Origin of the sequence: Pseudoxanthomonas sp., assembly GCF_036845285.1 — a bacterium.
GTDB lineage: Bacteria > Pseudomonadota > Gammaproteobacteria > Xanthomonadales > Xanthomonadaceae > Pseudoxanthomonas_A.
The window spans coordinates 223,324-249,863 of record NZ_DAIUEE010000004.1; the positions used below are offsets into that span (position 1 = coordinate 223,324).

Annotated in this window: 20 protein-coding genes and 2 pseudogenes; 9 read left to right on the forward strand and 13 right to left on the reverse strand. The window is 66.5% G+C overall.

Translation table 11 applies throughout. The features are described 5' to 3' along the window. Nucleotides 1-90 precede the first annotated feature (90 nt). The 5 genes from V7060_RS07340 to V7060_RS07360 all read right to left on the reverse strand — a co-directional run bounded on the left by V7060_RS07340 (nucleotide 91) and on the right by V7060_RS07360 (nucleotide 6,721). Nucleotides 91-3,066 carry a TonB-dependent receptor gene (locus V7060_RS07340; protein ID WP_334178584.1) on the reverse strand — a complete coding sequence of 992 codons (2,976 nt, stop codon included), beginning with the start codon at nucleotides 3,064-3,066 and terminating at the stop codon, nucleotides 91-93. Between the two features lie 337 nt (nucleotides 3,067-3,403). After that, entirely contained in the window at nucleotides 3,404-3,790 is a 387-nt protein-coding gene (locus tag V7060_RS07345; protein ID WP_334178650.1) for an STAS domain-containing protein, read from the reverse strand. Between the two features lie 108 nt (nucleotides 3,791-3,898). Further along, nucleotides 3,899-4,285 (reverse strand): STAS domain-containing protein, encoded by a 387-nt coding sequence (locus V7060_RS07350; protein ID WP_334178585.1) that lies wholly within the window; start codon nucleotides 4,283-4,285, stop codon nucleotides 3,899-3,901. Continuing rightward, nucleotides 4,282-4,719: an ATP-binding protein gene (locus V7060_RS07355; RefSeq protein ID WP_334178586.1), complete on the reverse strand. Its 438-nt coding sequence runs from the start codon at nucleotides 4,717-4,719 to the stop codon at nucleotides 4,282-4,284. Before V7060_RS07355 ends, V7060_RS07350 begins: the two co-directional genes overlap by 4 nt. Then, nucleotides 4,691-6,721: a SpoIIE family protein phosphatase gene (locus V7060_RS07360; protein ID WP_334178587.1), complete on the reverse strand. Its 2,031-nt coding sequence runs from the start codon at nucleotides 6,719-6,721 to the stop codon at nucleotides 4,691-4,693. Before V7060_RS07360 ends, V7060_RS07355 begins: the two co-directional genes overlap by 29 nt. Nucleotides 6,722-6,953: 232 nt before the next feature. On the opposite strand from V7060_RS07360, the gene aceE reads away from it, so the two are divergent. From aceE to V7060_RS07380, 4 genes and pseudogenes are all read left to right on the forward strand, one after another. After that, complete coding sequence (gene aceE, locus V7060_RS07365; RefSeq protein WP_334178588.1) at nucleotides 6,954-9,647, forward strand: pyruvate dehydrogenase (acetyl-transferring), homodimeric type; 2,694 nt, start codon at nucleotides 6,954-6,956, stop codon at nucleotides 9,645-9,647. A gap of 142 nt (nucleotides 9,648-9,789) precedes the next feature. Beyond that, nucleotides 9,790-10,014, forward strand: a pseudogene (locus V7060_RS07370) (type II toxin-antitoxin system RelE/ParE family toxin); the annotation flags it as partial. A 73-nt stretch (nucleotides 10,015-10,087) separates the two neighbouring features. Beyond that, nucleotides 10,088-10,366 (forward strand): annotated as a pseudogene (locus V7060_RS07375) (addiction module antidote protein); the annotation flags it as partial. Nucleotides 10,367-10,502: 136 nt separating this feature from the next. After that, a complete protein-coding gene (locus tag V7060_RS07380; protein ID WP_334178589.1) occupies nucleotides 10,503-11,606 on the forward strand; it encodes a crosslink repair DNA glycosylase YcaQ family protein in 1,104 nt (367 codons plus the stop codon). A 243-nt stretch (nucleotides 11,607-11,849) separates the two neighbouring features. Here V7060_RS07380 and V7060_RS07385 read toward each other — a convergent pair whose 3' ends face one another. Next, complete coding sequence (locus V7060_RS07385) at nucleotides 11,850-13,871, reverse strand: DUF2075 domain-containing protein (protein WP_334178590.1); 2,022 nt, start codon at nucleotides 13,869-13,871, stop codon at nucleotides 11,850-11,852. Nucleotides 13,872-14,034: 163 nt separating this feature from the next. Here V7060_RS07385 and V7060_RS07390 point away from each other — a divergent pair, with 163 nt between their 5' ends. From V7060_RS07390 to V7060_RS07400, 3 genes are all read left to right on the forward strand, one after another. Continuing rightward, on the forward strand, nucleotides 14,035-14,412 hold the full coding sequence (locus V7060_RS07390) for a hypothetical protein (protein ID WP_334178591.1): 378 nt from the start codon (nucleotides 14,035-14,037) through the stop codon (nucleotides 14,410-14,412). A 261-nt stretch (nucleotides 14,413-14,673) separates the two neighbouring features. Then, nucleotides 14,674-14,991, forward strand: coding sequence for a DUF3817 domain-containing protein (locus tag V7060_RS07395; RefSeq protein WP_334178592.1), 318 nt, complete (start codon nucleotides 14,674-14,676; stop codon nucleotides 14,989-14,991). 90 nt (nucleotides 14,992-15,081) lie between these two features. Further along, a complete protein-coding gene (locus tag V7060_RS07400; protein ID WP_334178593.1) occupies nucleotides 15,082-16,053 on the forward strand; it encodes an HPP family protein in 972 nt (323 codons plus the stop codon). Nucleotides 16,054-16,066: 13 nt separating this feature from the next. On the opposite strand, the gene V7060_RS07405 is transcribed toward V7060_RS07400, so the two are convergent. From V7060_RS07405 to V7060_RS07425, 5 genes are all read right to left on the reverse strand, one after another. Continuing rightward, nucleotides 16,067-16,792, reverse strand: coding sequence for a hypothetical protein (locus V7060_RS07405; RefSeq protein ID WP_334178594.1), 726 nt, complete (start codon nucleotides 16,790-16,792; stop codon nucleotides 16,067-16,069). Further along, a complete protein-coding gene (locus tag V7060_RS07410; protein ID WP_334178595.1) occupies nucleotides 16,789-17,661 on the reverse strand; it encodes a DUF2167 domain-containing protein in 873 nt (290 codons plus the stop codon). Before V7060_RS07410 ends, V7060_RS07405 begins: the two co-directional genes overlap by 4 nt. Before the next feature lie 165 nt (nucleotides 17,662-17,826). Continuing rightward, nucleotides 17,827-20,958: a discoidin domain-containing protein gene (locus tag V7060_RS07415; RefSeq protein ID WP_334178596.1), complete on the reverse strand. Its 3,132-nt coding sequence runs from the start codon at nucleotides 20,956-20,958 to the stop codon at nucleotides 17,827-17,829. A 155-nt stretch (nucleotides 20,959-21,113) separates the two neighbouring features. Continuing rightward, nucleotides 21,114-21,497 (reverse strand): hypothetical protein, encoded by a 384-nt coding sequence (locus V7060_RS07420; RefSeq protein ID WP_334178597.1) that lies wholly within the window; start codon nucleotides 21,495-21,497, stop codon nucleotides 21,114-21,116. Continuing rightward, nucleotides 21,494-22,540 carry a DUF2272 domain-containing protein gene (locus V7060_RS07425; protein WP_334178598.1) on the reverse strand — a complete coding sequence of 349 codons (1,047 nt, stop codon included), beginning with the start codon at nucleotides 22,538-22,540 and terminating at the stop codon, nucleotides 21,494-21,496. Before V7060_RS07425 ends, V7060_RS07420 begins: the two co-directional genes overlap by 4 nt. Before the next feature lie 174 nt (nucleotides 22,541-22,714). Here V7060_RS07425 and V7060_RS07430 point away from each other — a divergent pair, with 174 nt between their 5' ends. Continuing rightward, nucleotides 22,715-23,554 (forward strand): arylamine N-acetyltransferase, encoded by an 840-nt coding sequence (locus tag V7060_RS07430; protein WP_334178599.1) that lies wholly within the window; start codon nucleotides 22,715-22,717, stop codon nucleotides 23,552-23,554. A 79-nt stretch (nucleotides 23,555-23,633) separates the two neighbouring features. Further along, nucleotides 23,634-24,602, forward strand: coding sequence for a polysaccharide deacetylase family protein (locus tag V7060_RS07435; protein WP_334178600.1), 969 nt, complete (start codon nucleotides 23,634-23,636; stop codon nucleotides 24,600-24,602). A gap of 7 nt (nucleotides 24,603-24,609) precedes the next feature. On the opposite strand, the gene V7060_RS07440 is transcribed toward V7060_RS07435, so the two are convergent. Together V7060_RS07440 and V7060_RS07445 are read right to left on the reverse strand one after the other, a co-directional pair. Next, nucleotides 24,610-25,389 (reverse strand): response regulator, encoded by a 780-nt coding sequence (locus tag V7060_RS07440; protein WP_334178601.1) that lies wholly within the window; start codon nucleotides 25,387-25,389, stop codon nucleotides 24,610-24,612. After that, entirely contained in the window at nucleotides 25,386-26,492 is a 1,107-nt protein-coding gene (locus tag V7060_RS07445; protein WP_334178602.1) for a histidine kinase, read from the reverse strand. Before V7060_RS07445 ends, V7060_RS07440 begins: the two co-directional genes overlap by 4 nt. Nucleotides 26,493-26,540: the final 48 nt, after the last annotated feature.

The following is a 26,540-nucleotide window of genomic DNA, read 5'->3' on the forward strand; positions in this document are numbered from 1 at the left end:
GCACTTCGCCGACATAGTGGAAGCAGCAGATGGGCATGGGGGTTGCCGTGGGAAAGGCGGGTATCGCGTGCGCGATACCCGCCGGGAGGCTCAGAACTCGTAGCTGGCACTCAGGGTGATCCGGCGCGGATCGACGAAGCTGCGCGGGTGCTTGTAGTCGTACGCCTTCGCACCGCCGCCCGCGTCCCACACCTCGACCACGCGGTAGTAGTCCTGGCTGTCGAACACGTTCTGCAGCATCAGGCCGAGCGTCAGGCCCTTCGCCCACGTCGGCTGGTAGTCCACGCGCAGGTCCATCGTGGTCGCCCATGGCACGCGGCCCGAGGTGCCGCGCGGACGCAGGCTGTCGTCGATGGAGTACGGCGACTGCACGCCTTCGCCGCAGTAGAACGACGCGGCCCCGTACTGCACCGCCTCGCCGTCAGGGCCATCGGCAGGATAGATGCCGAAGCAGTTCACCGGCCGTCCGCTCTGCGCGATCAGGTTCGCGCCCACGCGCCACTGCTCGTTGATCTGGTAGGCGCCGAACACCTTCAGGCTGTGGCGACGGTCGTTCGGCAAGTCGCCGTAGGCGCCGTCCATCAGGCCGGGAAAGTCGAAGTCCTGGGTGATGCCGGCGTCTTCCTGGGCGATGTCCGACTTCACGTAGCCTTCGGTATTGCCGCGGCTCTTGGCCCACGTGTACGAGGCCTGCATGAACCAGCGGTCATCCCACGCGCGTTCGACCATGAACTCCAGCGCGTGGTACTTGCGCTTGGCGGCCGGCAGGCCGAGGGCGCTCGCCGGGATGTCCACCACCGTCAGCTGGCCGGTGCCGTCCAGGTCGACATTCGCCGACATGTCCTTGCCGGGATTGGTCAGGAAGCAGTGCGACAGCGCGTCGGCGATGGCGTCGGCGTGCGCGGCGGAATAGCCGTTGGCCAGCGCCCAGTCGTGCGCGCCGCTGCCGGCGCACATGTCGTCCATGCCGGATTTCAGTTCGCGGTAGACGCCGCGCATGCCCAGCGTCCAGTTAGGCGCGAACTGCCACTGCCAGCCGGCGATGAATTCGTCCTGGTACATCGGCTCCAGGTTGTTGTCGACGACCGTACGCGGATCCTTGATCTCCCCGTCGCTGGTGTAATTGCGCGGCCCCACCTGCGGACCCACCACCGGGACGCCGGTCACCGGGTCGATGCCGGTGAACGTATACCACTCGTTGTAGTCCAGTTCGGCGCCGGCCAGGCGGACGTTGGTGTTCGCGTAGACCGGGATGTAGTAGCGGCCCATGTTGCCGAACACCTTCAGGCTGGAGTCGCCGCGCACGTCCCACGAGAAGCCCAGGCGCGGCGACCACGTGTCCTGGATGTCGATGAAGGAGCCGCCTTCCGCGTTGAGGTTTTCGAAGCCCTCGTTGCGGATGCCGAGCGAGGCCATGAACCGGTCGCTGACCTGCCAGGTGTCCTCCAGGTACCACGCGGTGTTGCGGGTGGTGAACGTGCCACCGTTCTGCAGCACGCGCCGGCGGACCATTTCGGTGACGCCCACCGGCACCACCACGCCCGGCGCCACGGTCGAGCCCGGCGTGGTGTTGTAGTAGCGCCAGTACTCGCCACCGGAATAGGCGCTGCCATCGACGGTGATGAACTCCTCGTTGTCCAGGCCGAAGCGCAGCGTGTGGTCGCCGAGCGCCCATTCGCCATCGAAGCGCCACGCCTTGCGCGTGTCGCCCGCGCCACCGATGCCCGGCAGCGCGTCGATGTAGCAGCCGGCCACGCCGATGGGCGGGAGGCCGGTGCTGCGTCCGTCGTAGATGTACGGGCAGTTCTCGGCGTTGGAGTTCTCGTTGCCGCGCGAATACTTGCCGTAGCCGTACAGCGCGGACAGGGTGAGGTCGTCGGTGATGTAGCCGGTCCACTTGGCGATGTAGTTGTCGCCGCCGGTGGTGCGGCGGAACGTGCCGATGGGATCGCCGCCACCGACCGACAGGTCGCCCGCCGGCCGCTGGTGGGTGACGCCGTCCTCGACCGCCTTGTCGCGGAACGCCGTCAGTTCCAGGCGGTGGTCGTCGTTGATGTACCAGTCGAGTTTCACCAGGCCCTGCGGCGAGTCGATGGTGGAGCGCTCGTGGCCGTTCTCGTAGTCCAGCACCTCCTTGTCCTGCTGGCCCTGGAACAGGCCGAAGAAGAACAGCCTGTCCTTCACCAGCGGGCCACCGCCGTAGACGTTGTAGACGGTGGAGTCGATCTTCGAGCCGCTCTCGACGATGCGGTAGTCGCCGTCGCGGTCGGGATCGTGCGCGAGCGCGCGGCCGCTGGACAGCGAATCCGGACTCCAGAAGACATTGGCGCCGCCTTTCCATTCATTGGTGCCACGCTTGGTGGTGACGTTGAGCACGCCACCGAGCGAGCGCCCGAATTCCGCGCCGTAGCCGCCGGTCTTGATCTGCTGCTCGGCGATGGCCTCGAACGGCACCTGGTTGAAGGCCAGGCCGGTGACGATGTTGGTGACGTTGAAGCCGTTGACGTAGTAGACGTTCTCCGCCGCCGAGCTGCCGCCGAACGAAGCGACATTGCCGAAGCGCGGATCGCCCTTGACCGTGCCGGGCGCCAGCAACGCCACGTTGGTGATGTCGCGCGACACCGGCAGGCGGTCGATCTGCGCCTCGGTGAAGATGGTCACGGACTCCACCGACGACACGTCGATCGGATTGACCGCCGACGTGCCGCGTACCGTGATCGCGTCCAGCGTGGCGGCGTCGCGGGCGACGAAGGAGACGTTGCTGCCCGAGCCGGTGGTGACGACGATGTCGCGGGTGGTGACCTGGCCGTCCGCATCGGTGCGGGTGACGCGGTATTGGCCCGGCGGCAGCGCGCCGATGCGGAAGTCGCCACCGTTGCCGACGCTGACCGACCGCTCCAGGCCCGTGCCGACGTGGGTGACGGTGATGCGGTCGCCATCGGCCGCCTGGCCGAACACGGAACCGGTGGTGTTGGACTGCGCCTGTACGCCGCCGGCGAAACAGGTGGCCAGCGCGAGGCTGAGCGTGGTGATGCGGAACTGCGTGCGGATGCGACCTCTGTTCATCGTTCCTTTCCAATGGCAATCGACGGGACTGGCGCGCCGGGTGGTGGCCAGAGGTCGCGACGTTAGGCAGCGCGATGCGCCCCCGCGAATGCGTGTGGTCAGGATGAAAAAGCGCGGTCGCCGGAGGTCATCGTGACTTCCGGCAGGGCATGGTGAACGGCGGCCCCGATGGGTTGACCGGTCCGGACCTGCAAAGCAGAACGCCCCGCATGCGGGGCGTTTTGCTTCGGTGGGTCATGCTTGTTGTAGGAGCGACGTCAGTCGCAACCGCATGAATCCAGCGTCCAGAGTGTCTGACAGTGTGCGGTCGCGACTGACGTCGCTCCTACAACAGCCGTTAGCCCTCTTCCTCGCCATCCAGGATTCGCCGCTGCAACGCATCCAGGTAGGCGTCGGCGTCGGCGCTGGATTCGAAGATCTCGTCCATCGGCACGGCCTGCACGATCTCGATGACCTTGCGGATCTGCTCCTGCGGATGCACCACCAGCAGGCGGCCTTCGTGCGGCGCCAGCGCCTTGCGTGCCTTGAGGATGCTGCGCACGCCGGCGCTGCTGATGTAGTCCAGGTGCGCCAGGTCCAGCACCAGCGCCTGCGGGCGTGCGGCCAGCATAGGCGCCAGGGCCTCGTCGAGCTGCACGTGGCTCACGGTGTCCAGCCGGCCGCCGAGCAGCACGTACTGGTTGCCGTTGACCGGTGGGTAGACCTCAATCTCCAGTGTCATCAGGCATCTCGGTGTCGCGGATATGCCGGGTGGGATAGCCCGGGGAGGCGGAGGCGTGACGCTGGATCGTAAAACAAATGCGAGGCGATGGTGCGGCCGGTGCAATGCGCCTCAATCGTCGTCCTCGCCTGCATCCAGGATCTTCCGCTGCATCACGTCCAGGTAGGCATCCGCTTCGGCCGTGGACGAGAAGATCTCGTTCAACGGCACCGCCTTGACCATGTCCAGCACCTTCTGGATCTGCGGCTGCGGGTTGACCAGCAGCACCTTGCCGCCGTGCGGTGCCAGCGCCTTGCGTGCCTTGAAGAGGGAGCGGATGCCGGCGCTGCTGATGTAGTCCAGCCCCGACAGGTCCAGCACCAGCGAATGCAGGTGCCGCGTGAGCAGCGGCGCCAGGGCTTCGTCGAGGTCTTCGTAGGTATGGGTGTCCAGGCGGCCACGCACCTCGGCGCGCTGGCTGCCCTTGCCCGGGGGGTGGAGTTCGATGGTCAGGCTCATGCGGGATTCTCCTCGGTCGGTATGCGCAGGGACAGGCGCAGGACGTTGTAGTTACCCATTCGCTGATAGACGGCCATTTCGGCCACCTGGCGCACCAGGTGGAGGCCCAGGCCGCCGGTCGGCCGGTCGAGGATGTCGGCATCCAGGTCCGGGGAGGGCTGCTCGAGCGGGTTGAACGGTACGCCGCTTTCGCGGAATTCCAGCGTCAGCAGGTGGTCGCGGATGGCGATGTCCACGCACAGCTCGTGTTCTTCGGCATCGACGCGCGCCACGTCGCCATGTTCGATGGCATTGCTGGCCAGTTCCTCGACGATCAGCCGGACGTCGCCCTGGATGGCGCGGCTGACGCCGTTGTTGGCCAGCACGGCTTCCAGCGAGGCGTTGAGGTCGTCCACGCGGGCGTGCTCACGCGGGATGAACAGTCGCATCTGCATGTGCGGTCTCCTGTGTCGGCGAAGCTTCGGGGGAAAGCGGGGCACCGTCCAGCCGGCGGCGGATGGCGAGTGCGGTGATGTCATCCGACTGGGGCGCGGGGTCGGTAAATGCGTGAACCCTGGCGATCAGCGCTTCGCATTGCGCGCGCGCGGTCGCCCCGGGCAGCAGGGCCTCGGGGATGCGCTCCGGACCGAATGCGCGGTTGTCGCCGTCGAACGCCTCGGTGATGCCGTCGGTCCAGGCCAGCAGTGTCGCGCCCGCGGGCAGCTGCCCCGACCACAGCGGGAATGCATCGCCCACTTCGAAGCCCAACGGCGGGCCGGGCGGCACGGACAGCATTTCGTGGCGCCCGTCGGCATGCAGCAGCAGCGGCGCGTCGTGGCCGGCGCTGGCGAGCACGCAGGCACCGCTGCGCACGTCCACGCGCCCGCACAGCACGGTGGCGAACATGCAGGCATCGTTGCCCTGCACCAGCCGCTTCGAAGCTTCGGCCAGCACCCGTTCCGGCGAGGGATGCGTGCTGGCCGCGACCTCCAGCACGGTGACGGTGCGCGCCATGAACAGCGCCGCCGGCACGCCCTTGTCGGACACATCGCCGATGGCGAACCACAGACAGTCCGGATCGGTCTGGATGAAGCAGTAGAAGTCGCCACCGACGGCCTTCGCCGGTTCCAGCCGTGCGTAGGCTTCCAGGTGGGCGTGCTCGCGGTCGATCACGAGGCCGGGCGGCAGCATCGCCTGCTGGATCTCGCGTGCGATCGACAGCTCGCTCTCCAGCTTCTGCCGCGCGGCGGTCATGTCCTCGATCTCGCGCAGTTGTTGCCGGATCGAGCCGCGTGCGTGCTCCAGCGTGCGTGCCATCTGGCCGACTTCGTCGGGCCGGTGCACGTGCGGCACCGGCACGTCGTAATCGCCGCACGCCAGCCGCGCGGCGGCCGACGACAGGCCTTCCACCGGCTGGCTGATGTGCTGCGCCAGGCGGCGGACCACCAGCATGCAGACCAGCGCCAGCAGCGCGCCGATCGCGACCAGCAGCCACAGCGCCTGCGCCAGGCGGTCGGTGACCAGGTCGTACGACTGCGCGACCAGCAAGCTCCAGCCGCTGTCGCCGATCGGCTCGACCACGGTGTAGCGGCGTTCGCCGCTCACGGCGTCCGCGTGCGCGTACTGCAGCGGCTGGCGAAGGCGCACGGCCTGCGCGGCCTGGCGCAAGTCGCTGCGGCCGGCGCGGGCGATGTAGTCGTCCAGGGTTTCCCGCCGTTCGATGCCGACCTCCGGATCCAGCGCCAGCGTGCCGGCGGGCGCCACCAGCGACACCCGCCAGCCGGGCAGGTGTGCCAGCGAGTCCACCGGGTCGGTCAGGTTGGCCAGCGGCAGGTCCAGGCTGACCATGCCGCGCGTACGTGCGCCGCGGCCGGGTTCGCGCAGCGGCATGTTGTACGTGACCATCCACACGCCGCCGGCGGTCTGGTTGATGTAGGGCTCGGACCACCAGCCACCGGGCGAGGCCACCGTGCGCTGGTACCAGCCCTGGTCGCGGAACGGATAGCCGTCGGCGATGAAGTCGCGGTCGTTGCCGGCCGCGGCGACATAGCGCGCGAACGGCATGTCGCCCCGCTCGCGCGGCTCCAGCACCAGCAGGCCGCCGGCGCAGCCGGGCGTGGCCTTCACCATCGCGCGCAGCGTGGCGATCAGTTCGTCGGGCGACAGCTGCGCGCTGCCGACAAGATCGGATATGCCGTGCGTGGTGATCGTCACCACGTGCAGCGCACCGTCGAGCCGTTGCGCGGCTTCCTGTGCGGTCGCGTGGGTATCGCGGCGCGCATCGTCCAGGATCATCCGGCGCGCGAACCACGCCGTCGCCAGCACCAGCAGCACCAGCAGCACCACGTTGATCAGCCCGGCCCACAGCGCGATGCGCGTGCGCAGGCTGCTGCGCCAGTGCGCGGCACCGGCGGCATCCTGTCCTGGCACGACACTGCTGGGCACTGCGTTGCGCATGCCGACCCTATCGTCGCCTTCCCCCCGGACGCCGATCATAAGCCGACTTCATGTGCTGCATCGCAATAATCCAAAGGTCTGATTTTGGTGTTGCCACTGTCCCGGGACAGGCACGCAACGTCCTTTCCATACGCCTGCGTAGCCAAGTGCCGCGCGGGGTGCGTGCGTTACACTTCAACGCTCTACAAGAACGGCACCGCCGTGCCCCACGCGCGGCGCAACAGGAGTGGGAATGAACTGGTTGAACGAGATGTTGCAGAGCGATCCGGATCCGCAGGAATCCCGTGAATGGATCGATTCCATGCAGGCCGTGATCGAGAAGAACGGCGCCCTGCGTGCTCACCAGTTGCTCGAAGGCATGGTCGAAGTCACCCGCCGCGCCGGCGCCTACCTGCCGTTCTCGCCGACCACCGAATACGTCAACACCATCTCGCCGCAGAACGAGGCCAAGAGCCCCGGTGATGCCGCGCTGGAATGGCGCATCCGTTCGATCATCCGCTGGAACGCGATGGCCACCGTCGTGCGCGCCAACCGCAAGCCCGGCGACCTCGGCGGCCACATCGCCAGCTTCGCCTCCGGCGCGACGCTGTACGACGTCGGCTTCAACCATTTCTGGCGCGCGCCCAGCGACAGCCATCCGGGCGACCTGCTGTTCATCCAGGGCCACAGCGCACCGGGCATCTACGCGCGTTCGTTCCTGGAAGGCCGCATCAGCGAGCAGCAGCTCGACAACTTCCGCATGGAAGTCGATGGCCAGGGCATTTCGTCGTACCCGCACCCGTGGCTGATGCCGGACTACTGGCAGACCCCGACCGTGTCGATGGGCCTCGGCCCGCTGGCGGCGATCTACCAGGCGCAGTTCATGAAGTACCTGGAGCACCGCGGCCTGATCGAGAAGTCCGACCGCAAGGTGTGGTGCTTCATCGGCGACGGCGAGAGCGACGAGCCGGAAACCCTCGGCGCCATCGCGCTGGCCGGCCGCGAAGGCCTGGACAACCTCATCTTCGTGGTCAACTGCAACCTGCAGCGCCTGGACGGTCCGGTGCGCGGCAACGGCAAGATCATCCAGGAACTGGAAGGCGTGTTCCGCGGCGGCGGCTGGAACGTCATCAAGTTGCTGTGGGGCAGCTACTGGGATCCGCTCATCGCGCGCGACACCAGCGGCGTGCTGAAGAAGCTGATGATGGAAACCGTCGACGGCGAGTACCAGAACTGCAAGGCGTTCGGCGGCAAGTACACGCGCGACAACTTCTTCGGCAAGTACCCGGAGACGGCGGCGATGGTCGCCAACCTGTCCGACGACGACATCTGGCGCCTCAACCGCGGCGGCCATGATCCGCACAAGGTCTACGCGGCCTACCACGAGGCGGTGAACACCAAGGGCATGCCCACGGTGATCCTGGCCAAGACGGTGAAGGGCTACGGCATGGGGTCGGCGGGCGAATCGCTCAACCCGACCCACCAGACCAAGAAGCTGGACGACGAAGCCATCCGCACGTTCCGCGACCGCTTCAACATCCCGGTCAGCGACAAGCAGCTGGAAGAATCGGCGCAGGTGCCGTTCTACCACCCGGGCGAAGACTCGCCGGAGATCCAGTACCTGAAGTCGCGCCGCGCCGCGCTCGGCGGCTACCTGCCGCAGCGTCGCCGCAAGGCCAGCGAGTCGTTCGAGACGCCGAAGCTGGAAGCCTTCGAGCGCCTGCTCAAGAGCACCGGCGAGCGCGAGATCTCCACCACCATGGCGTTCGTGCAGGGCCTGAACATCGCGCTGCGCGACAAGCAGGTCGGCCCGCGCCTGGTGCCGATCGTCGCCGACGAGGCGCGCACGTTCGGCATGGAAGGCATGTTCCGCCAGATCGGCATCTACGCGCCGTTCGGCCAGAAGTACAAGCCGGTCGACGCCGACCAGCTGATGTACTACCGCGAGGACCAGTCGGGCCAGGTGCTGCAGCAGGGCATCAGCGAGCCAGGCGCGATGTCGTCGTGGATGGCGGCGGGCACCAGCTATTCGGTCAGCAACGTGCCGATGCTGCCGTTCTACATCTACTACTCGATGTTCGGCTTCCAGCGCATCGGCGACATCGCGTGGCAGGCAGCGGACATGCGCACGCGCGGCTTCCTGCTCGGCGGCACCGCAGGCCGCACCACGCTCAACGGTGAAGGCCTGCAGCACGAGGACGGCTTCAGCCACGTCATCGCCGGCAGCATCCCCAACGTGCGCAGCTACGACCCGACCTTCGGTTTCGAGGTCGCGGTGGTCCTGCAGCACGGCATGCAGAAGATGCTGCAGGAGCAGGTGGACGAGTACTACTACGTCACCCTGATGAACGAGAACTACACCCACCCGGACATGCCGGAAGGTGCTGCCGACGGCATCATCAAGGGCATGTACCTGCTGACTGATGCCGGCAAGCCGAAGAAGGGCGAGCTGCGCGTGCAGCTGCTCGGCAGCGGCACCATCCTGCGCGAGGCGATCGCGGCGGCGGAGCTGCTGGACAAGGATTTCGGCGTCACCGCCGACATCTGGTCGTGCCCCAGCTTCAACGAGCTGCGTCGCGACGGTTTCGACGCCGAGCGCTGGAACCGCCTGAACCCGGAAGCGAAGACGCCGCGCAAGGCGTACGTGACGGAACTGCTGGAAGGCCGCCAGGGTCCGGTGATCGCCGCGACCGACTACGTGCGCGCCTACAGCGACCAGATCCGCGCGTTCGTTCCGGCGGCGTACACGGCGCTTGGCACGGATGGCTTCGGCCGCAGCGATACCCGTGCCAACCTGCGCCGCCACTTCGAAGTCGACCGCTACTACATCGCCCACGCCGCCATCGCCGCCCTGGCGAAGGAAGGCAAGATGACCGGCAAGGACGTCGCCCGCGCGATCAAGCAGTACAAGATCGACGTGGACAAGGCGAACCCGGTCACCGTGTGATGCACGTCGTTCCTCTCCGCACGCGGAGAGGATGACTGGACGAAGAAGCGGCCCATGGCCGCTTTTTTGTTGCCGGATCGATTGACAGTCCGTGAACCGTGGTTCACAGTTCAAGCCGAATGGACGTCAAGGATGACGCGGCATGATCGAGATCCGGAAGACGCGGATATTCGAGGACTGGTTCGTTTCGCTGCGCGACCGGCAGGCGAGGATGCGCATACAGGCACGGATCGATCGTCTTGCAGTCGGCAACCCCGGACAGCACCGCGTGCTGGCCGGTGGGCTGTGCGAGATGAAGATCGATTGCGGTCCGGGTTACCGCGTCTATTTCGTGCGGCAGGGCAATGCATGGCTCGTGCTGTTGTGCGGCGGCGACAAGGCATCGCAACGTGCGGACATCAAGGTGGCATTGGCGCTCGCGAACGCGTTGGAGAACCGACATGGCACTGAAGACCACGCCCTGGGATTCGGCGGAGTACCTGAAAACCGAGGCGGACATCACCGCCTATCTCGACGCGTGCTTCAAGGAGGCCGGCGACGATCCGGCCTTCCTCGTGCATGCACTGGGTGTGGCGGCGCGGGCGCGCAACATGAGCCAGCTGGCGCGCGACACCGGTTTGACGCGCGAGGGCCTGTACAAGGCGCTGTCCACCAACGGCAACCCCAGCTTCGGCACGGTGTTGAAAGTGGCCGACGCGATGGGCTACCGGTTTGCGCTGGTCAGCAAGCGGGCCAAGCCGGGTCGCAGGGTAGGCAAGCAGGCCGTGGCACCGGACGCGCCCACCTGTGCGGGCAAGCGGCGTGTCGCGCAGGCCAAGCAGGGATGAGTGCCAACACCGTCCGGCAGCGTGCGCCTTGGGCATGACACTCACCCTCGACCACCTGCGCCGCTATGCCGTCGCCCGCAGTCTGTTCAAACCGACCACGCTGGCGCGTGCGATCCAGCGGCTGGGCTTCGTGCAGGCGGACCCGATCCGGGCGCCGGCACGCGCGCAGGACCTGACCCTGCGCCACCGCGTCGCCGGCTATCGCGCCGGCGACCTCGAGCGGCGGTATCCACGCCTGCCGCTGGAAGAAGACTTCTTCGTCAACTACGGTTTCCTGCCACGCGCGCATCACCAGCTGATGCATCCGCGCACGGCCCGCGAGGCGTGGACGCCCGCGCGCTGGAAGCAGGCGCGCGCGGTGCTCGATTTCGTCAGTGAGCGTGGCACCGCGCATCCTCGCGACGTGGACGCGCATTTCGGGCATGGCAAGACGACCAACTGGTTCGGCGGCTCGTCCAACGCGAGCACGCAGTTGCTGGACGGCATGCATTACCGCGGGCTGCTGCGGGTCGCGCGTCGCGAGGGTGGCACGCGTGTCTACGCGCCGCGCATCGGCGATGCGACGCCGGTCGCGGTGTCCGATGCGGAGGCGCGGCTGGATGCGTTGCTAGACATCATCGTCAACAAGTACGCACCGTTGCCGGCGGCCAGCCTGGGCCAGTTGCTGGCTTACCTGCGCCGTGGGGTGCCGCAATGGGAGGGATTGCGCTCGACGACACTGAAGCGTGCGCGCCAGCGCCTGGGGACGGCGCGGGTCGACGGGGTGGACTGGTACTGGCCGGCGGATGAGGATCCGCGCTCGCGGCGCTGGAAGCCGGACGACCACGTGCGCCTGCTGACGCCGTTCGATCCGGTGGTGTGGGATCGGCGCCGCTTCGAGATGTTCTGGGGCTGGACGTACCGCTTCGAGGCGTACACACCGGCACCGAAGCGGAAGCTGGGGTATTACGCGCTACCGGTGCTGTGGGGCGACCGGGTAGTTGGGTGGGCAAATCTTGGCGTTGTCGATGGGGAGTTGCGGTCGACGTTTGGGTATGTGGAGGGGCGTGGGCCGAGGGATGTCGCTTTTCGTGTTGCGCTTGAGGAGGAGCTGGAGCGCGTCCGGACATTCCTAGGACCCAGCATTACGTAAGCTTGGTTGGTTTCATTAACCCGGCGTCTTCGCATTGAAGCCAGGTCATGCCGGGTTGATGAAGCTAGCGCAACCTAAGGACTGGAAACAGGTTAAGGGTCGAAAGTGAGCGTTGGCTATGCGCAGCCCTAGCAAGTGCAGCGTATCCGTTGCTCTTCGGCCAATCGGGGAGAATCTTGGAGCTACGTAAAGCTCCCGGCGCGGTCGTCGATCTACGCTGGCTTCAGCTTACAAGCTGTTTAGCTAGATGTGTGGAATCCCTAGCAGTCGCAAGTAGTCGTATGTGCCATCGTAGTAGCCGGCGGCCCGAGTTGGGTCATTGGCGCTGCCCTCCGGGATGACGATCACCATACCTTGCCGGGCGCGCGTCAAGAGAACGCGATAAGCATTCTTCAAGTACGCACGCCGCTCTTGCTTATTGATGCGATTCCAGCGAGTCCCTTTGAATTCGTGGTGTGACCACGCATCGCCTACGTGTCGCAGGTCCCCATCCCAGACTACGCAGGTCCAATCAAGCTCTAGGCCCTGCACCTGAAATTCAGTAGATACGTCCTCTAGGTAGTAGGAGGAACGCACGTCTTCCTTGCCATCGAGAAACCAGCGAACAGGATCGGTCTTTACTCGAACGTCGATGGCATGCGGCTTCAGGCGTTGTGCCTGTGATGAAACAACAATGCCGTAGCGCTCGGTCCCGCGCGCCTGATCGCATAGCCATTGCTTGGCACGGGGAAGGTTGCGCGTAATCCGAATGGGATAGCGTGACTGCAGCTCGAGTAATGTGGCGCGAGCTGCTTCGATCTCAAGGTCAAGAACCTCCCTGACAAACTTACTCAGAGACTCTGCTCGGAACGAGCGCATGGAGGTAGCGAGATGGAGGGCTGGATTTGGATAAGTGTCAGGACGGGTAAGCACCTGTTCCAACACGTCACGGCTGCCATATTCGGATTCGTTGAGCTGTGGTGGTAAGTGCACATCCCATGCAGTGAAGTGCGTCAGTATCGCTTCCAACCACTCCCGAATGCCCGCTTCACCGGTATTGATCTCCTGTCCGCCGCCTACCAGACAAATTACGACAGCCCAATCTTGATGGCGGTCTAGGCAAGAAATAAGGAAGGCAGGTTCGGATTTATCAAAGTTTGGAAGACCTTTCTTTCGCGCCATGAACGAAGCAGTCTTTTCCAACGTCCAGGCCCGCTGTGCCTCGTCGAACAGAACTACATGCTCCGGTGGCGCTGCTGAATCCTTTAGACAGTCATCCCTGAAGTGATGAACGTTCTGAATGAATGCCGATACTTCCTGCCTAGCTTTGCCTTTGAGCAAGGTCTCGCCCGATGTGGCGGCGCGTTCGACGCTGTCTCTTGCCAGCGCCTCCCGTAGTACAGCGACCAATGGTCCATTGCCAGACAGGAATACGCTGTAAGTCGCATCGTCCTTATCCATATGCCGGGTGGCGACATCTAGGCCCACAAGCGTCTTTCCTGCGCCGGGGACGCCCGTGACAAAGCAGATGGCCTTTCGACCCTGTTTGCGGGCCTGCTCGATAACTTGGTCAACTGCGCGCGACGTCACGGCCAAGTTCTGAGCGCCGGCATCGCTGCGCGAGATGCTATCGACCGAATGGCCTGCATAGAGCGCTCGGGCGGCTTCGATGATCGATGGCGTGGGTAAATATCGGCCATGCTCCCAAGCTTGTGCATCAATATCAGGAGCGTCAAAGAAAGACAGGCATTGGTCGATCGCGGCGGATAGGTTGCTGCCGCTGGTACACACTGGCCGTACAAGGCCATCGTCATGCAGGGTTGCTTGGACTTCGATGGGTTGCTGGGGTGCTTCGGTCGCCACCACCAGCGGCGCGATGCTGAGTCCGTGGCTGGCTTCGTGGAAATGCTTGAGGTCCAGTGCGTAATCCCAGGCTTGATCCAAGGCCGAGGAAGTGAAGTGCCGCTCGCCGATTTTGAACTCGATGACAAACAGAGCATGCCCCACGATAAGGATCACATCAACGCGTCGGCCCAAGCGGGGAATGGTGTACTCAAAGTAGAGTTTTGCTGTGTCAGCAAGATGGGCTGGCAATTCCAGAATCTTGAGCAGCCGAATCTGTTCTAACCAAGCATTCGTCTGGTTGTGATCAACGTCGGCGCCGGTATACCGAACCAGTTCACCGAGGATGTGGTCTGGATCGGTATCGAGGAACTGGCGAAACCCGGCACCGTACAGCCAGCGGCGTGGCGGGATAGGCAGAGTCGTTGCGCTCGAGTGGTCCATGCTGTTTGGTTGCGTTTGGATTTGCGCAGGGTATCAGCTCAAGGGCTATGAACAGAATGTCCCGTCAATGACTTCTATCTGTCTGCCATGAACGCTGTCGACAGTCGCAACTTTTAAGACATCCCCAGGGCAGCCTGCAAGAAACTGACGACAGGAAGCAATCATGGTGCAAGATGGCGATTTCTCCGTATTTGAATACGTATATCGAGATGCTGGAAACTGGAAGACCTATGGAATTGTGCTGCTGACTGGATTTGATCAATCGGCGGAAGCAAGAATTCTAGAGTCCTTAGGTTCGGGAAAGACATTTGTCGCTGAGCAGGTATCGATTCCCGCGCTTTGCCAGAAGCATTGGAAGGATTGTGGCGATGGGCCAAGCGACATGGATCATGCATTCCATGAATTTGTTTGTCTGCGCTTGGCCACAATTGAAGATCGGGAATCCTTTCGGGTTGAAACGACTCTTGCGAGTCTGCTAGAAAGATTTTCTTCCGCGGCTGGTCGCTGGGACGTTCGCCTGTCTCCGAACTGCTTCTTATGATCCTGCGTTATTGCCGTCCTACATCTGCCCCTGTGAAATAGTTGCAGCGTGGACGGGCCCGCTGAGGTCTTGGAGACGAGTACACCGCATCTCACAGGCTCAAGCCCGCCACACTTCATTCAGTAGCCAATGCGATTCGCAGGGCGGCAATGGCGGGCCAAGGCCCACCCTACGTATTTTCGGTTTGAAGCGCTAAAGTCCGCACGCCAGCGAGCGCCGCAGCCGCCATCGCATCCGGCATCCCCTCACTGGAGTTCCTGCATGTCCATCCCCCTTGCGCCCGCCGGGCGCCTGTTCGCTGTAGCTGCTTTCCTGGAGGGCTTCACCTGGGCCGGTCTGCTGATCGGCATGTGGCTCAAGTACGGGCCGGTGGGCAACGAACTGGGGGTGAAGATCTTCGGGCCGCTGCATGGCGGCGCGTTCCTGTTCTACGTCGTCGTCACGGTGCTGTCCGCGCTGCGGCTGCGCTGGCCGTGGTGGGCCACGCTGCTGGCGGTGATCGCTGCCGTGCCGCCGCTGGTGACCGTGCCGCTGGAGATGTGGTTCCGCCGGATCGGGTTGCTCAGCGCGCGCGTCTGACATCCGGAGGCGGTGGGCCAAGGCCCACCCTACGACGGACGGGCGCGGCCTTCGCATAGACTGCGTCGCCTCCCCATTGTTCGTCCGCCCATGAGCACGCCGTCCCGCCTGACCGAGTTGCGCCTGCTGCTGGGTATCGAGCGCAACACCACCCGCCACGGTGAGAAGTGGATCTCCGGCATCGGTGCACTGCTCGGCATCGTGGCGGTGTACTGGCTGACCCGCTGGACGTTCCCCGAGCACGCGGCCGGTGCCGTCGGTGGCGCGCTGATGGTCACCTCGATGGGCGCCTCCGCCGTGCTGCTCTTCGCCGTGCCGCAGGGCGCGCTGTCGCAGCCGTGGGCGGTGGTGGGTGGCCACCTGCTGTCCGCCTTCATCGGCGTGAGCTGCCAGAAACTGTTTCCCGGCCACGCCTGGACCGCCGCCATCGCCGTGGGCCTGGCGGTGCTGGCGATGTACTACCTGCGCTGCATCCACCCGCCCGGTGGTGCCACCGCGCTGGCGGCGGTGATCGGAGGCACGCAGGTGCATGCGCTGGACTACGGCTACCTGCTGATGCCGGTGCTGATCAACGTGGCCGCAATCCTGTCCATGGCCATCGCCTTCAACGCGCTGTTCCCGTGGCGCCGCTACCCGGCGCACCTGCACAAACGCCGCCAGCCGATTCCCGCCACGCGTCCGGCCGCGCGCCAGTTCGAACTGACGCAGGAAGATTTCTCCGCGGCGATGGAGCAGCTCAACTCCTACGTCGACATCACCACCGAAAACCTCACCGAACTGCTGGAGCTGGCCAAGCAGCACGCCGAGCGCAACATCACGCATCCGGACGCCATCGTCCGCGGCCGTTTCTACAGCAATGGCAAACTCGGCCGCCTGTGGAGCGTGCGCCATGTGCTGGAAGGCGAGGCTCCTGCGCTGCGGTACCGCGTCATTGCGGGCGAGCAGACCGGCAGCTCGGGGTCGGCCAGCCCCGACGAGTTCCGGCAGTGGGCGCGCTTCGAAGTCGTGCTGCAGGACAACGGACGGTGGATGAAGGCGGACGAGGCCACTGCGCGTCCGTAGCGCGGCAGGTGTTCTAGGGTTCGATGCCAGGCGTTGCCAGCGCGATCCGTATCCGCGATCGCGCCTGTTGCAACTTGCACGCGACTTCGCCGTCGGACGTTCCGAACAGGGCGATGCGGCATTCGATGGCGGCCAGCAACGCCTGCCGTTGCGTGGCCGGCAGCGTGGCGGCAAAGGCGATGGGATCGCCCCGGAAGCCGCGCAGGTCGCACAGCTTGCGATAGAGGTTGGCGGTATAGGGCGGACAGAGCAGGCACTCGGTCGCCAGCGACGCCACCTGGCGACCGCTCAGGCCCAGGCGTCGGCGCTGCGCGACGACCGTACCCACCAGCGCGAGGCTCACCAGCAGCCACGCCACCAGGCACGCCAGCAGCCAGGTCGGCGGCGCCGCCCACAACAGCAGCGCGGGGAGCGCGATCAGCACGATCATGCCGGCCACGACGCAGCCCGCGCGGATCGGCCACAGGGAGCGGGCGAAGGTCGCCAAGCTTTCCTGCGTGTCGGTATCGCCCTGATCGGCAGGCGCCAGCCAGCTCGCACGCAAGGCCGTGCGTGCGGGCAGCAGTGGAGACGGTATCCAGAGGAAGCGGCCGCGCATCTCGACAGCCGCTTCGACCGCGACCCGCCATTGCCGTCCGCCCGCTACCACCACCTCGTCGAAGTAGGCCAGGCGCGCGGCATCGTGGACGTAGAACGCCAGGATGCCGGCGACCAGCAGCCACTCGCTGGTGAAACTCACCGGACCGTCTTGTCCTGCTGCTTGCGCTTGAACAGGCCGCGTACCGCGGCGACCACGCCGAAGAAGCCGATCAACAGCAGTTTCCACAGTTTGGCCAGCATGACACCGGCTGCGGCCAGCCAGCCCTTCTTCGAGGCCACCACGGCGGCACCACCGGTGATCAGCGCCGCCAGGCCGACTTCCGCGACATGGTCGCCGGCGCGGAACTCGCTGTATTTTTCACCCGCCGCGAAGCTGTAACCCGGCATCAGCCGCTTGAAGTCGGCGATGGCCGGCTGCAGCGTTTCCGGATCGGCCACCACGATCACTTCCATCACGCCGCGACGGCCGAGGACGCGGGTGTTGTAGTTGACGATCTTGCTCTTGCTCGTCCCGGTCTCGGCGAGGATGGCCCACTCCAGCGCTTTCAGCTGTTCGTCGTACTGCGGCTTGAACGACCAGCCGAGGATACGCATCGTCTCCCAGCCGCGCTTGCGTCGCTCTTCATTGCCCTGCTCGGTGCCCTTGCGGACGCTTTCGAGCACGTCATCGGCATCCACCTTCTCGTCGTCCTTGACGTAGCCCATCTCCCGGAACGAGAAGAAGCCGATCCACGACAGGTCGTGCGGCGCCAGCGTGTAGGTGTCGCTGCCGTCCGGGGGATTCTCCAGCAACTGGTTGAGCCGGCGCGTGCCGTCGACGTCCAGGAAGGCGTAGCCCTCGGGCACGTCGATCGTGGCGCGGGCGCCGATCTTGCCGGTCGCGGGGCCGACCTGCCAGGGCAGTTCCCCGATCGGATTCGGCGCGGCATCTTCCTGTGCACGTGCGGTGCCGGAAAACAGGAGCAGCATGAAGACCGCGGCCAGCAGCGCCGCGCAGTAAGTACGCATCGGTGGTTCCCTCCCCATTGGCGTGCCGGACTCCCCAGCCCTGCCGCATCGGCCGGCCGTATCGCTGGCCGGCGACAGCGGTACGGATGCAAGCGTAGCAGGCCGCCTGGGGGCGAAAGCGGCCATCCTCTTCTCAGGTTTTCGGCGCGCGTGGCGCGCACCGCATCACCAGGTCGCGATCAGGTCCTTGAACGGTCGCGTCGTGCGCAGACCCTGATCGTCGAAGTCGGTCACCGCCTTGCCATCCACCGTCACCCGCGACGGTTTGGTGCGGTTCGGCCAACTGACCTTCAACGCGGTGTCCTTGCGCAGGCCCGCGCCCAGCGTGATGCGCAGGGTCTGGCCTTCCTGCTTTGCGGCCATCGCCAGCGTGCCGTAGGCGGTCGGCAGGCCGTCAACGTGCAGGCCGTCGCCCGCGACCCATGCCGGTGGTGTGCCGGGCAGCAGCGACAACGCGTCGTCGCCTTCGTGCATCAGCATGCCGAAGATCGCGCGTGCGTATTCCGAGCCGATCCACGTATGCGGCATGTCGCCGAGATAGATCGCGTGGCGCGGATCGGAGTACACCACTTCCGCCAGTACCTGCCACGGCGCGGGGCGGCGGTCGCCGAGGAAGCGCATCAGCAGTTCGTGCGCTTCCTGCGGCCGGTTGAGGTGCACGTAGGTCAGCACGTTGCGGATCTCGTACGGCGTGTACGCGTACAGCGCATCGGGCGCATCGCGCTTGCGCACCTCGTCGAGGTAGCGGTCGAACGTGGTCTTCAGCGCATCGGCCGGCATCACGTCCTGTTGGCCGGCCGGATCCAGGCCGATGGACAGGCTGGTCGGATCGCTGCCACCCATGTCGGCATCGGCCGGAATGGTGTCGATGCCTTTCCACGTCATCGTCGCCGATATCGAGGCCGACAGGGACGCACGCAAGGCGGCGTACTGCTGGCGCGCCCAGGCGGCGGTCTTCGCATCGCCCCACTGTTCGGCCAGCCACGCGCCGTCGTGCCAGCCCTTCAGCGCCCAGTAGTCGTCCCAGTAGCTGTGCGTGGGAACGGGATAGCCTTCGTGGCTGATCGAGGGCGCCAGGATGCCGTGGAAACGCTCGGGCGACGGCTGGTCGGCCAGGTAGCCCGGCACCATCGTGCGCTCGCGCAGTTCCTGCATGAACTTCATCGCGCGCGTCACCTTGTCCTGGTACGCACGCACGCTGGCCGCGCCGCCGTCGAGCCGCGCGATCTCGGCGACCAGCCAGATCAGCTGGCCCTGGCTGTCGTATTCGATGTCGGACCCGAAGCCGGTGTTGACCGAGCCGTCGTCGTTGAGGATCGGCGAGACCAGGCCGTTCTCGTGCACGGCATGCCCGGCGTACCACTGCAGGTAGTCGCGCGCGGTCTTCGGCATGCCCATCCGTACCAGCGTGGCGGCAGTGGCAGCACCGTCGCGGATGAAGGACCGGTTGTAGTTGCGCGGACCGGGCTGCATGGCGTGGCCGCTCTGGTTGATCAGCATGTACGCGGCCTGCGCGCGCAGCATATCGACCAGCGAGGCATCCGGCAGCGACAGGCCGATACGTCCGAGGCGTGCCTGCCACTGTTTCGCGACCTGGTCGCCCAGTCTGTCGAAGGCGTCGTCGCCGATCAGCGGCGCGAGGTCGATCGCGGGCGCGGCCGGTAATGGCTTGGCCGGATCGAGACGCGCATCGCCGAGCGCGAACGCGATGACGATGTCCTGTGTGGCACCTGCGGCCAGTGCCACGTCGTAACCGACCTGCCCGGCGGCGAGACCGCTGTCTTCGTGCGCCTGGCGACTGTCCGGCAGCGTGCCGGCGACCAGCAACCTGGTGATCTCGCCTTCACCATGCGCGCCGAAGGCGGACGCCGACACGTGCTGCACAGGCACCAGCGACTGGAACAGCGTGCGGCCGTTGACCTTCACCGCGGTGTTGCCGGCCGCTGTGTCGATGGCGATGTCGCGGATCGGCGACGGCCCGCCGTTCTGCCACGGCGGACTGACCTGCATGGGGCGCGTCAGCAGGTTGAGCGTGCCGGCCACCGGCGTGCTGCCGGTGTTGTGCAGGCGGTAACGCACCAGCGTCACCGGTGCGCCGCGCTGTTCGATGGCGATCGCCGAGGTGGTCAGTTCGAGTCCCGGTTGCGGCGACCACTGCACCGACGGCATCGGCATCCAGCCGTCGCGCAGGGTGTGCGTGATCGCGGTCTGCGTGTTGGCGGCGCTGGCGCGGCCTGACGCATCTCGCCAGATCGGCTGCACCAGCGGCGCGCCCTTGAAGGCTTCGACGTGGCCGAACTCGTCGAGCACCGACTTCTGCCGGCCTGCGGGAATGCCGATCGCCGTCCAGTACACCTGCTGCTGGTGCAGCGACGACGGGAACAGGTCTGCGTACTCGCGCGAGGCCGCCAGTTCGTAGCGTTTCATCGCCGTCATCACGCGCTTGGGTCCGATCAGCCGCAAGCGCTGCAGCGTGGGCGCGCGCGCATCGGTGGCCTGCACGCTCAACCGCAGCGCGGACAGCGTGCGCGCCTGGGTATCGGCGAGGAACGCGCTGTCGCCGTAGGCGCGCGGATCTTCGGCCAGCGTGATCCAGTGGTCGGAGCCGGCTTCGCGGCCCTCGAGGCGCGCGCTGCCCGGCGTGTCCTTCCAGAACACCTCCAGTCCGGCCAGCGACAGCGGGCGCGGCAGGTCGATCTCCACCTGGCGTGTGCCGTCCTTCGCCGGAGCGCCCTGCATCGCCTGCACACCGTCGCCCGTCCACAGGGTCGCCGCCTTGCTGCCGGCGCCGCGGATCCGCGGCGCGTCGCCCGCTGCATAAGGCTGGAATTCGAAGACGGACACGCCCCAGTCGGCCGTGCGGTCCGGCGCGGCCAGCCGCAGGTAGCGCGCCTGCACGCTAGGGAAGACGTCGTAGCTGATGCCGCCGACGCCGTCGCGCGTCCGGAACGCGGTGCGCCAGTGCTCGCCGTCGTCGGAGGCCTCAATCGTGTACGTGCGCGCGCCGCCCCATTCCCAGTGCAGTTCCAGCGCGCCGACGGCCGTGCGCTTGCCGAGATCGACCTGGTACCAGTGGCCCTGCGAGAACGCACCGCCCCACTTGGTGGCGGGATCGCCATCGATCGCCTTCGCCGGTGCCATCTCCACCGTGGTGCTGGCCGAGCTGCTGGCGACCCAGGTCGAACGGGGCGGCAGCCCGTCCGCAGCGCGGGCGGCATCGGCGGTCAGCACGCCCAGGACGAGCGCGAGGACGTGAAGGGAAACGGGCAGCGCGCGAGGCGACGGCGTGGGGTTCATGCGGCGGTTCCTGGCAGGCGTGGGGCGACCCGGGAGCGCCGGACACTAGCCATGAAAACGGTTACATGCGAGCTGCGCTGCACCATCTCCGTGGCCGGACGCGACGATGGACGAACCGTTTTTTCCGCGATCGGTGACGCGCGGTCCGCGCCGGATCAGGGCGTCTTGCGCAGCCCGTGCGCCGCGTTCTCGCAGACCACCAGGGCGCCGTCGTCGGTGACGGTGCCGGTCGCCTGCACGCGGTCGCCGGCTTTCAGCGACTGCACGTCGTCCGGCGGCGGCGCCTTGCACAGGTTCCAGCGGGCAGGCAGGTGCACGTCGACCTGGCCGTTGTCCGCGGCGATCTTCACGATCGCGCTGCCGTCGTAGGTCCACGGCGTGGTGTCCACGCTGACGATCGTGCCGTCGACGGTGGCCTGCTGGCCGGCCGCCAGGGTGGCGCTGGGCGTGGCGGTCGGCGTGGTCGTGCAGGCGCCGAGCAGCAGCGCCGTGACGACGGCCAGCCCGGCAAGCAAGGGAGTGCGGTGACGCAGGATCATCGGGGCGATTCCGTGTCGGAGGTCGGGGCGGCGCCGGCAGGAGCGGCCGATTCCGCGGGGCACCTTGGCACACCGGATCCGACGACACAGTGAATGCAGCATTCCGCCTTTTCCGGCGATTCGCTGCCCGGCGCTTCCTGTGCGGGCGGCAGGTAGCCTTGCAGCTTCGCCAACTGCTCCGGCGACTTCAGCCGCAGGATCGCCGCCCAGTCCTGGCGATTCATGTTGCACGCGGCCTCGTTGTCCGGCGCGCACAGCGTGCCGTCGCCGATGCGCAGCGGCAGGCCGCCCCAGAACTCGCCATTGCGGTTGAGCGGCAGCATCCGCATGGTCACGCTCTGCTGCACGTTGCCGCCGATGGCGTACGCGGTGTTGTCGTTGTTCGGGTTGACCGCCACCACGATGTCGCAATGCATGTCGAGCGAGCTGCCGCTGCGCAGCAGCGGCACCAGTCCCTCGTAGCCGAACAGGCGGCCGGACTGGCGCACATAGCAGATCAGGTCGCCGACCACCGGCTTGGCCTTCGCCACATCGATGACGTCGAAGGCGTTGGTCGACGGGTTCTGGTAGGCCGCCTGCACGTAGGTGAAGTGGCGGCCGGAACCGCGGAAGCCCGGCACCCTGGCTTCGCGCATCACCCACGAGATGAAGGCGGCCGACCACGGCGTGTCCACCACGAAGCCGCGGCAGGCTTCGGCCTGCGGGCCGGTCGCGGAGGCGTACAGGCAGTCGGTCGCGCCGCGGCGGTGGCCGATCGCCGCGAGCAGGCCGCTGTCGCGCCAGTAGCGCGCGACGCGCTGCCAGGCGCGGTCGTCGCCCAGCGACAGCAGCGACGACTCGGCTTCCATCACCGGCGCGTTCGCCAGCCGGCCGTTGCGGTCGATGAAGGGGCGGTACCACAGCACATGTTCGCGGCAGGCGACCGCGGCGATGCGCGTGGCGACGTCCGACGGTGTCTGTTGCGACAACTGCGGGCAGGCATCGGCCGCGAACGCGGCACCGGAGGTCAGCAGCAGGAGGGGCAGCAACAGCCATGCACGCATCAGAGGGTCCTTGGGGGTCGGTGATCCTTGTTACGCATCATGCCGCATCGGCAGGACACCACGTCATCACGCGGCATGAAGGTATGGAAAAGGTCTGGCGCGAGGGCCGTGCAGGCTTGACCTCAATCGCGGTTGAGGGTGCACCGTCGGCGTAACGTCACTCTTGGAGCCGTCATGCCCTCCTCTCTCACCGACACGGCGCGGTACCTGCAACGGCTCGGCTACGACCGGCCCCCGCCGGCGACGCTGGACACCCTGCGTGCGCTGCAGCTCCGGCACACGGCGGCATTCCCCTTCGAAACGTTGTCGACGCTGCTGCGCCAGCCGGTGCCGATGGAGCTGCACGCCATCGAGCACAAGCTGCTGCATGAAGGGCGGGGTGGCTACTGCTACGAACTCAACCGCGTGTTCCTGGCATTGCTGTCGACGCTGGGGTACGACGCGCGCGGCATCACTGGTCGCGTGATGATGGGCGAGGCGGAGGGTACCGTCACGGCGCGCACCCACCTGCTGTCGCTGGTGACCATCGGCGGCGTGCGCTACACCGTCGATGTCGGCTTCGGCGGCATGGTCCCGACCGCACCGCTGCGACTGGATCGCGACGATGCGCAGTCCACGCCGCACGAGCCGTATCGCTTCGCCCGCCACGGCGACCAGTACACCTTGCAGGCGCAGGTGGCCGGCGCATGGCGCGCGCTGTACGTGTTCGACCTGCAGCCGCAGGCCGAGATCGACTACGTCGTCGGCAACTGGTTCGTCAGCACGCATCCGGACTCCCCGTTCCTTGGCCAGCTGCGCGTGGCGCGCACCGGTCCGGGCTGGCGCAGGACGCTGGGCAACGGGAGCGTCGCGCTGCACCGCATCGGCCAGGCCAGCGAGCGGACGCGGCTGGTGGATGTCGACGCAGTGATCACGCAGCTACGGGAGGGCTTCGGCCTTCGCGTGCCCGACCATCCCGCGCTGGAGCCGGCGATCGCACGATGGCTGCAGGCGCATGCGCACACCGATACATGAGCGATCCCGTGCGGCACGGTGGTCGCGCGACGGCGGCGACAGGTAAGCTCGCCCCTCCCTCACCCACCCCGGATCGCGGATGCGCTTTCTCCTGAGCGTCATCGTGTTGTCGCTGGCCGCCCTGGCGGCGCATGCCGCCGAGCCTGATCGCCGCATCGCCATCACCATCGACGACCTGCCATGGCAACGCGTGGACAAGACGCCGACGGCGGAACTGGCCTCGCGCCACGCGCAGCTGATGGCGCAGCTGAAGCAGGCCGGCGTGCCGGTGGTGGGCTTCGTCAACGAAGGCAAGCTGGAGGTCGATGGCCAGGTGCAGCCGGCGCGCGTGGCGATGCTGCGCGACTGGCTCGACGCGGGCCATGAACTCGGCAACCACACGCACGGGCATCTCGATCTGCATGCGGTGGGGCTGCCGGCCTTCCAGCAGGACATCCTGGACGGCGAGCGCGTGCTGCGGCCGCTGCTCGCCGAGCGCGGACAGGTACCGCGCTGGTTCCGCCATCCCTACCTGCGCGCCGGCCGCACGCCGGAGGATCGCGCGGTGCTGTCGGCCTTTCTCCGCGAACACGGTTACCGCATCGCGCCCGTCACCGTCGACAACGGCGAGTGGGTATGGGCGTTCGCCTACGCCAACGTGCTCGACGGCCAGCCCGACACGCCCGAGCGCGCCGCCACCCTGGAGCGGCTGCGCCGCGGCTACCTCCCGTACATGCTCAACAAGGTCGATTACTACGAAGCGCAATCGCAGGCCTTGCTGGGCCATGCGCTGCCGCAGGTATGGCTGCTGCATGCCAACGAATTGAACGCCGTCGCCTACGCGGACCTGGTGGCCGGCGTGCAGCGTCGCGGCTACCGCGTGGTGACGCTGGACGAAGCGATGCGCGATCCGGCATACGCGCGTGGCGAGGACGGATACAACGGCCGCTACGGCCCCAGCTGGTTGCATCGCTGGGCCATGGCCGAGAAGAAGCCCAAGGACTTCTATGCCGGCGAGCCGGTGGTGCCGGGCTGGGTGCTGGCGCTGGCGGGCGTGGAATCGGAATAACGCCGCGTCAGTCGTCGCGCCGCAGCGTGGCGAGCTTCAGGAACGCCTCGTGCTGGTAGCGGCTCATGCGCAGTTGTTGTCCAGTGTCCATCGTCACCACGTGGTAGCCGTTGAACCACGGATGGATGTCCTTGACCCGGCGGATGTTGATGATGGCCGACCGGTGCACGCGGGCGAAGCGGCGCGGGTCGAGGCGCGCGGCCAGCGCGGCCATGGTCTCGCGCAGTTCATGTACGCGGTCGGCCAGGTGCAGCCGCACCGTGTTGCCGCTGGCCTTGATCCAGACGATGTCGTCCACGTCGACCAGCACCACGCGCTCGTCCTCGCGCACCGGGATCCGTTCCACGTAGGCATCGCGCTGCTGCAGCGAGGCCAGCGCCTGCATGATGCGCGACGTCGTGTCGGCATCCGCGCCGCGCGCGGTGGCCAGCCGCTGCTTCGCCCGGCGCAGCGTTTCGGCGAAGCGGTCGCGGCTGAACGGCTTCACCAGATAATCCACCGCGTTCGCTTCGAACGCGCGCACGGCGAACTGCTCATAGGCGGTGACGAAGATGGTCGCCGGCATGCGCGCCACGCCGATCGTCGCCACCACGTCCAGGCCGGTGATGGCCGGCATCTGGATATCCAGGAACACCAGGTCGGGCGACAGCTCGCGGATCGCCGCCACGGCCGACACGCCATCGCCGCATTCGCCGGCCACCTGGATGTCCGGATCCTCGCGCAGCAGCCGCACCACCGCATGGCGCGCGATCGGTTCGTCGTCGATCACCAGCGCGGTGAGGCTCATGCCGGCACGTGCTCCGTCAGTGCGTCGTCTTCCAGTTCGTGGAACGGGAGGCGCAACCGGCAGGCGACGCCGCGCGGCACGATCAGGTCCAGCCGCAGGCTGGCCTCGCCGCCATAGAGTTCGCGCATGCGCATCCGCGTGTTCGACAGGCCGATGCCGTGACCGCCGGCGTGGCCGCCTTCGTCGAGGGTGCTGTTGAAGTTGCGGACGTCGATGCACAGCACGCCGCCTTCGCGCCGGCAGTCGATCTCGACGCAGTCGTCGCCGACGTGCTGGCCGATCCCGTAGCGGATCGCGTTCTCCACGATCGGTTGCAGCACCAGGCTGGGGACGGCGGCATCCAGTACATCCGGTGCGACATGGATGCGCGTGGTCAGCCGGTCCTTGAAGCGATGCCGCTGGATGCCGAGGTACAGCTCGAGCAGTTCCAGTTCGCGCCGCAGCGGGATTTCCTGGCCGTCGTAGTCCTCCAGGAACGCGCGCAGCAGTTCGCTCAGGCGCAGCAGCATGTCTTCGGCGGACACCTTGTCCTCGTCGAGCAGGGTGACGATGGCATGCAGCGTGTTGAACAGAAAGTGCGGTTGCAACTGGGTCTTCAGTACCTGCAGCCGCGACTGCGCCAGTTCGGTCGCCAGCTGGCTGGCTTCCAGTTCGCGCCGCGCCTTCTCGGCGTGGAACTGGATGGCCTGCTGGATGGCGAACAGCAGCCAGTAGGTCAGCAGGCCGATGGCGAAATGCTGCTCCAGGAAGTAGCCGAGCTGTTCGAAGAAACCGCTGGGTTCGAACAGCGTGGAGACCAGCGCGCCGATCATCATGGCAATGAAGGTCGTGCACAGGCTGGCCACGAGTTGCTTGCCCAGCCCACGCAAGCGCAGCGGGCTGCTCACCGGGTAGCGCTCGGCCAGGCGGAATACGAGGGGAGCCAGCGCCGCCCACGTGTACCACTGGATAAGCGACCAGCGGATCAGGTCCCACAGCGGCCAGGTGGGACGATGCAGGCCATTGTTGAGTTTCGTCTGCAGGGTGAACAGCAGCGCGACCGCCGTCCACAGGGCCAGGTAACGGAACAGGCCGATCTCGGTATTGCCCAGACGGATTTTCATGCGGCCCTCCCAATCGGCGTCCGCATCGTAGGGCCACGCGCGAGGGAC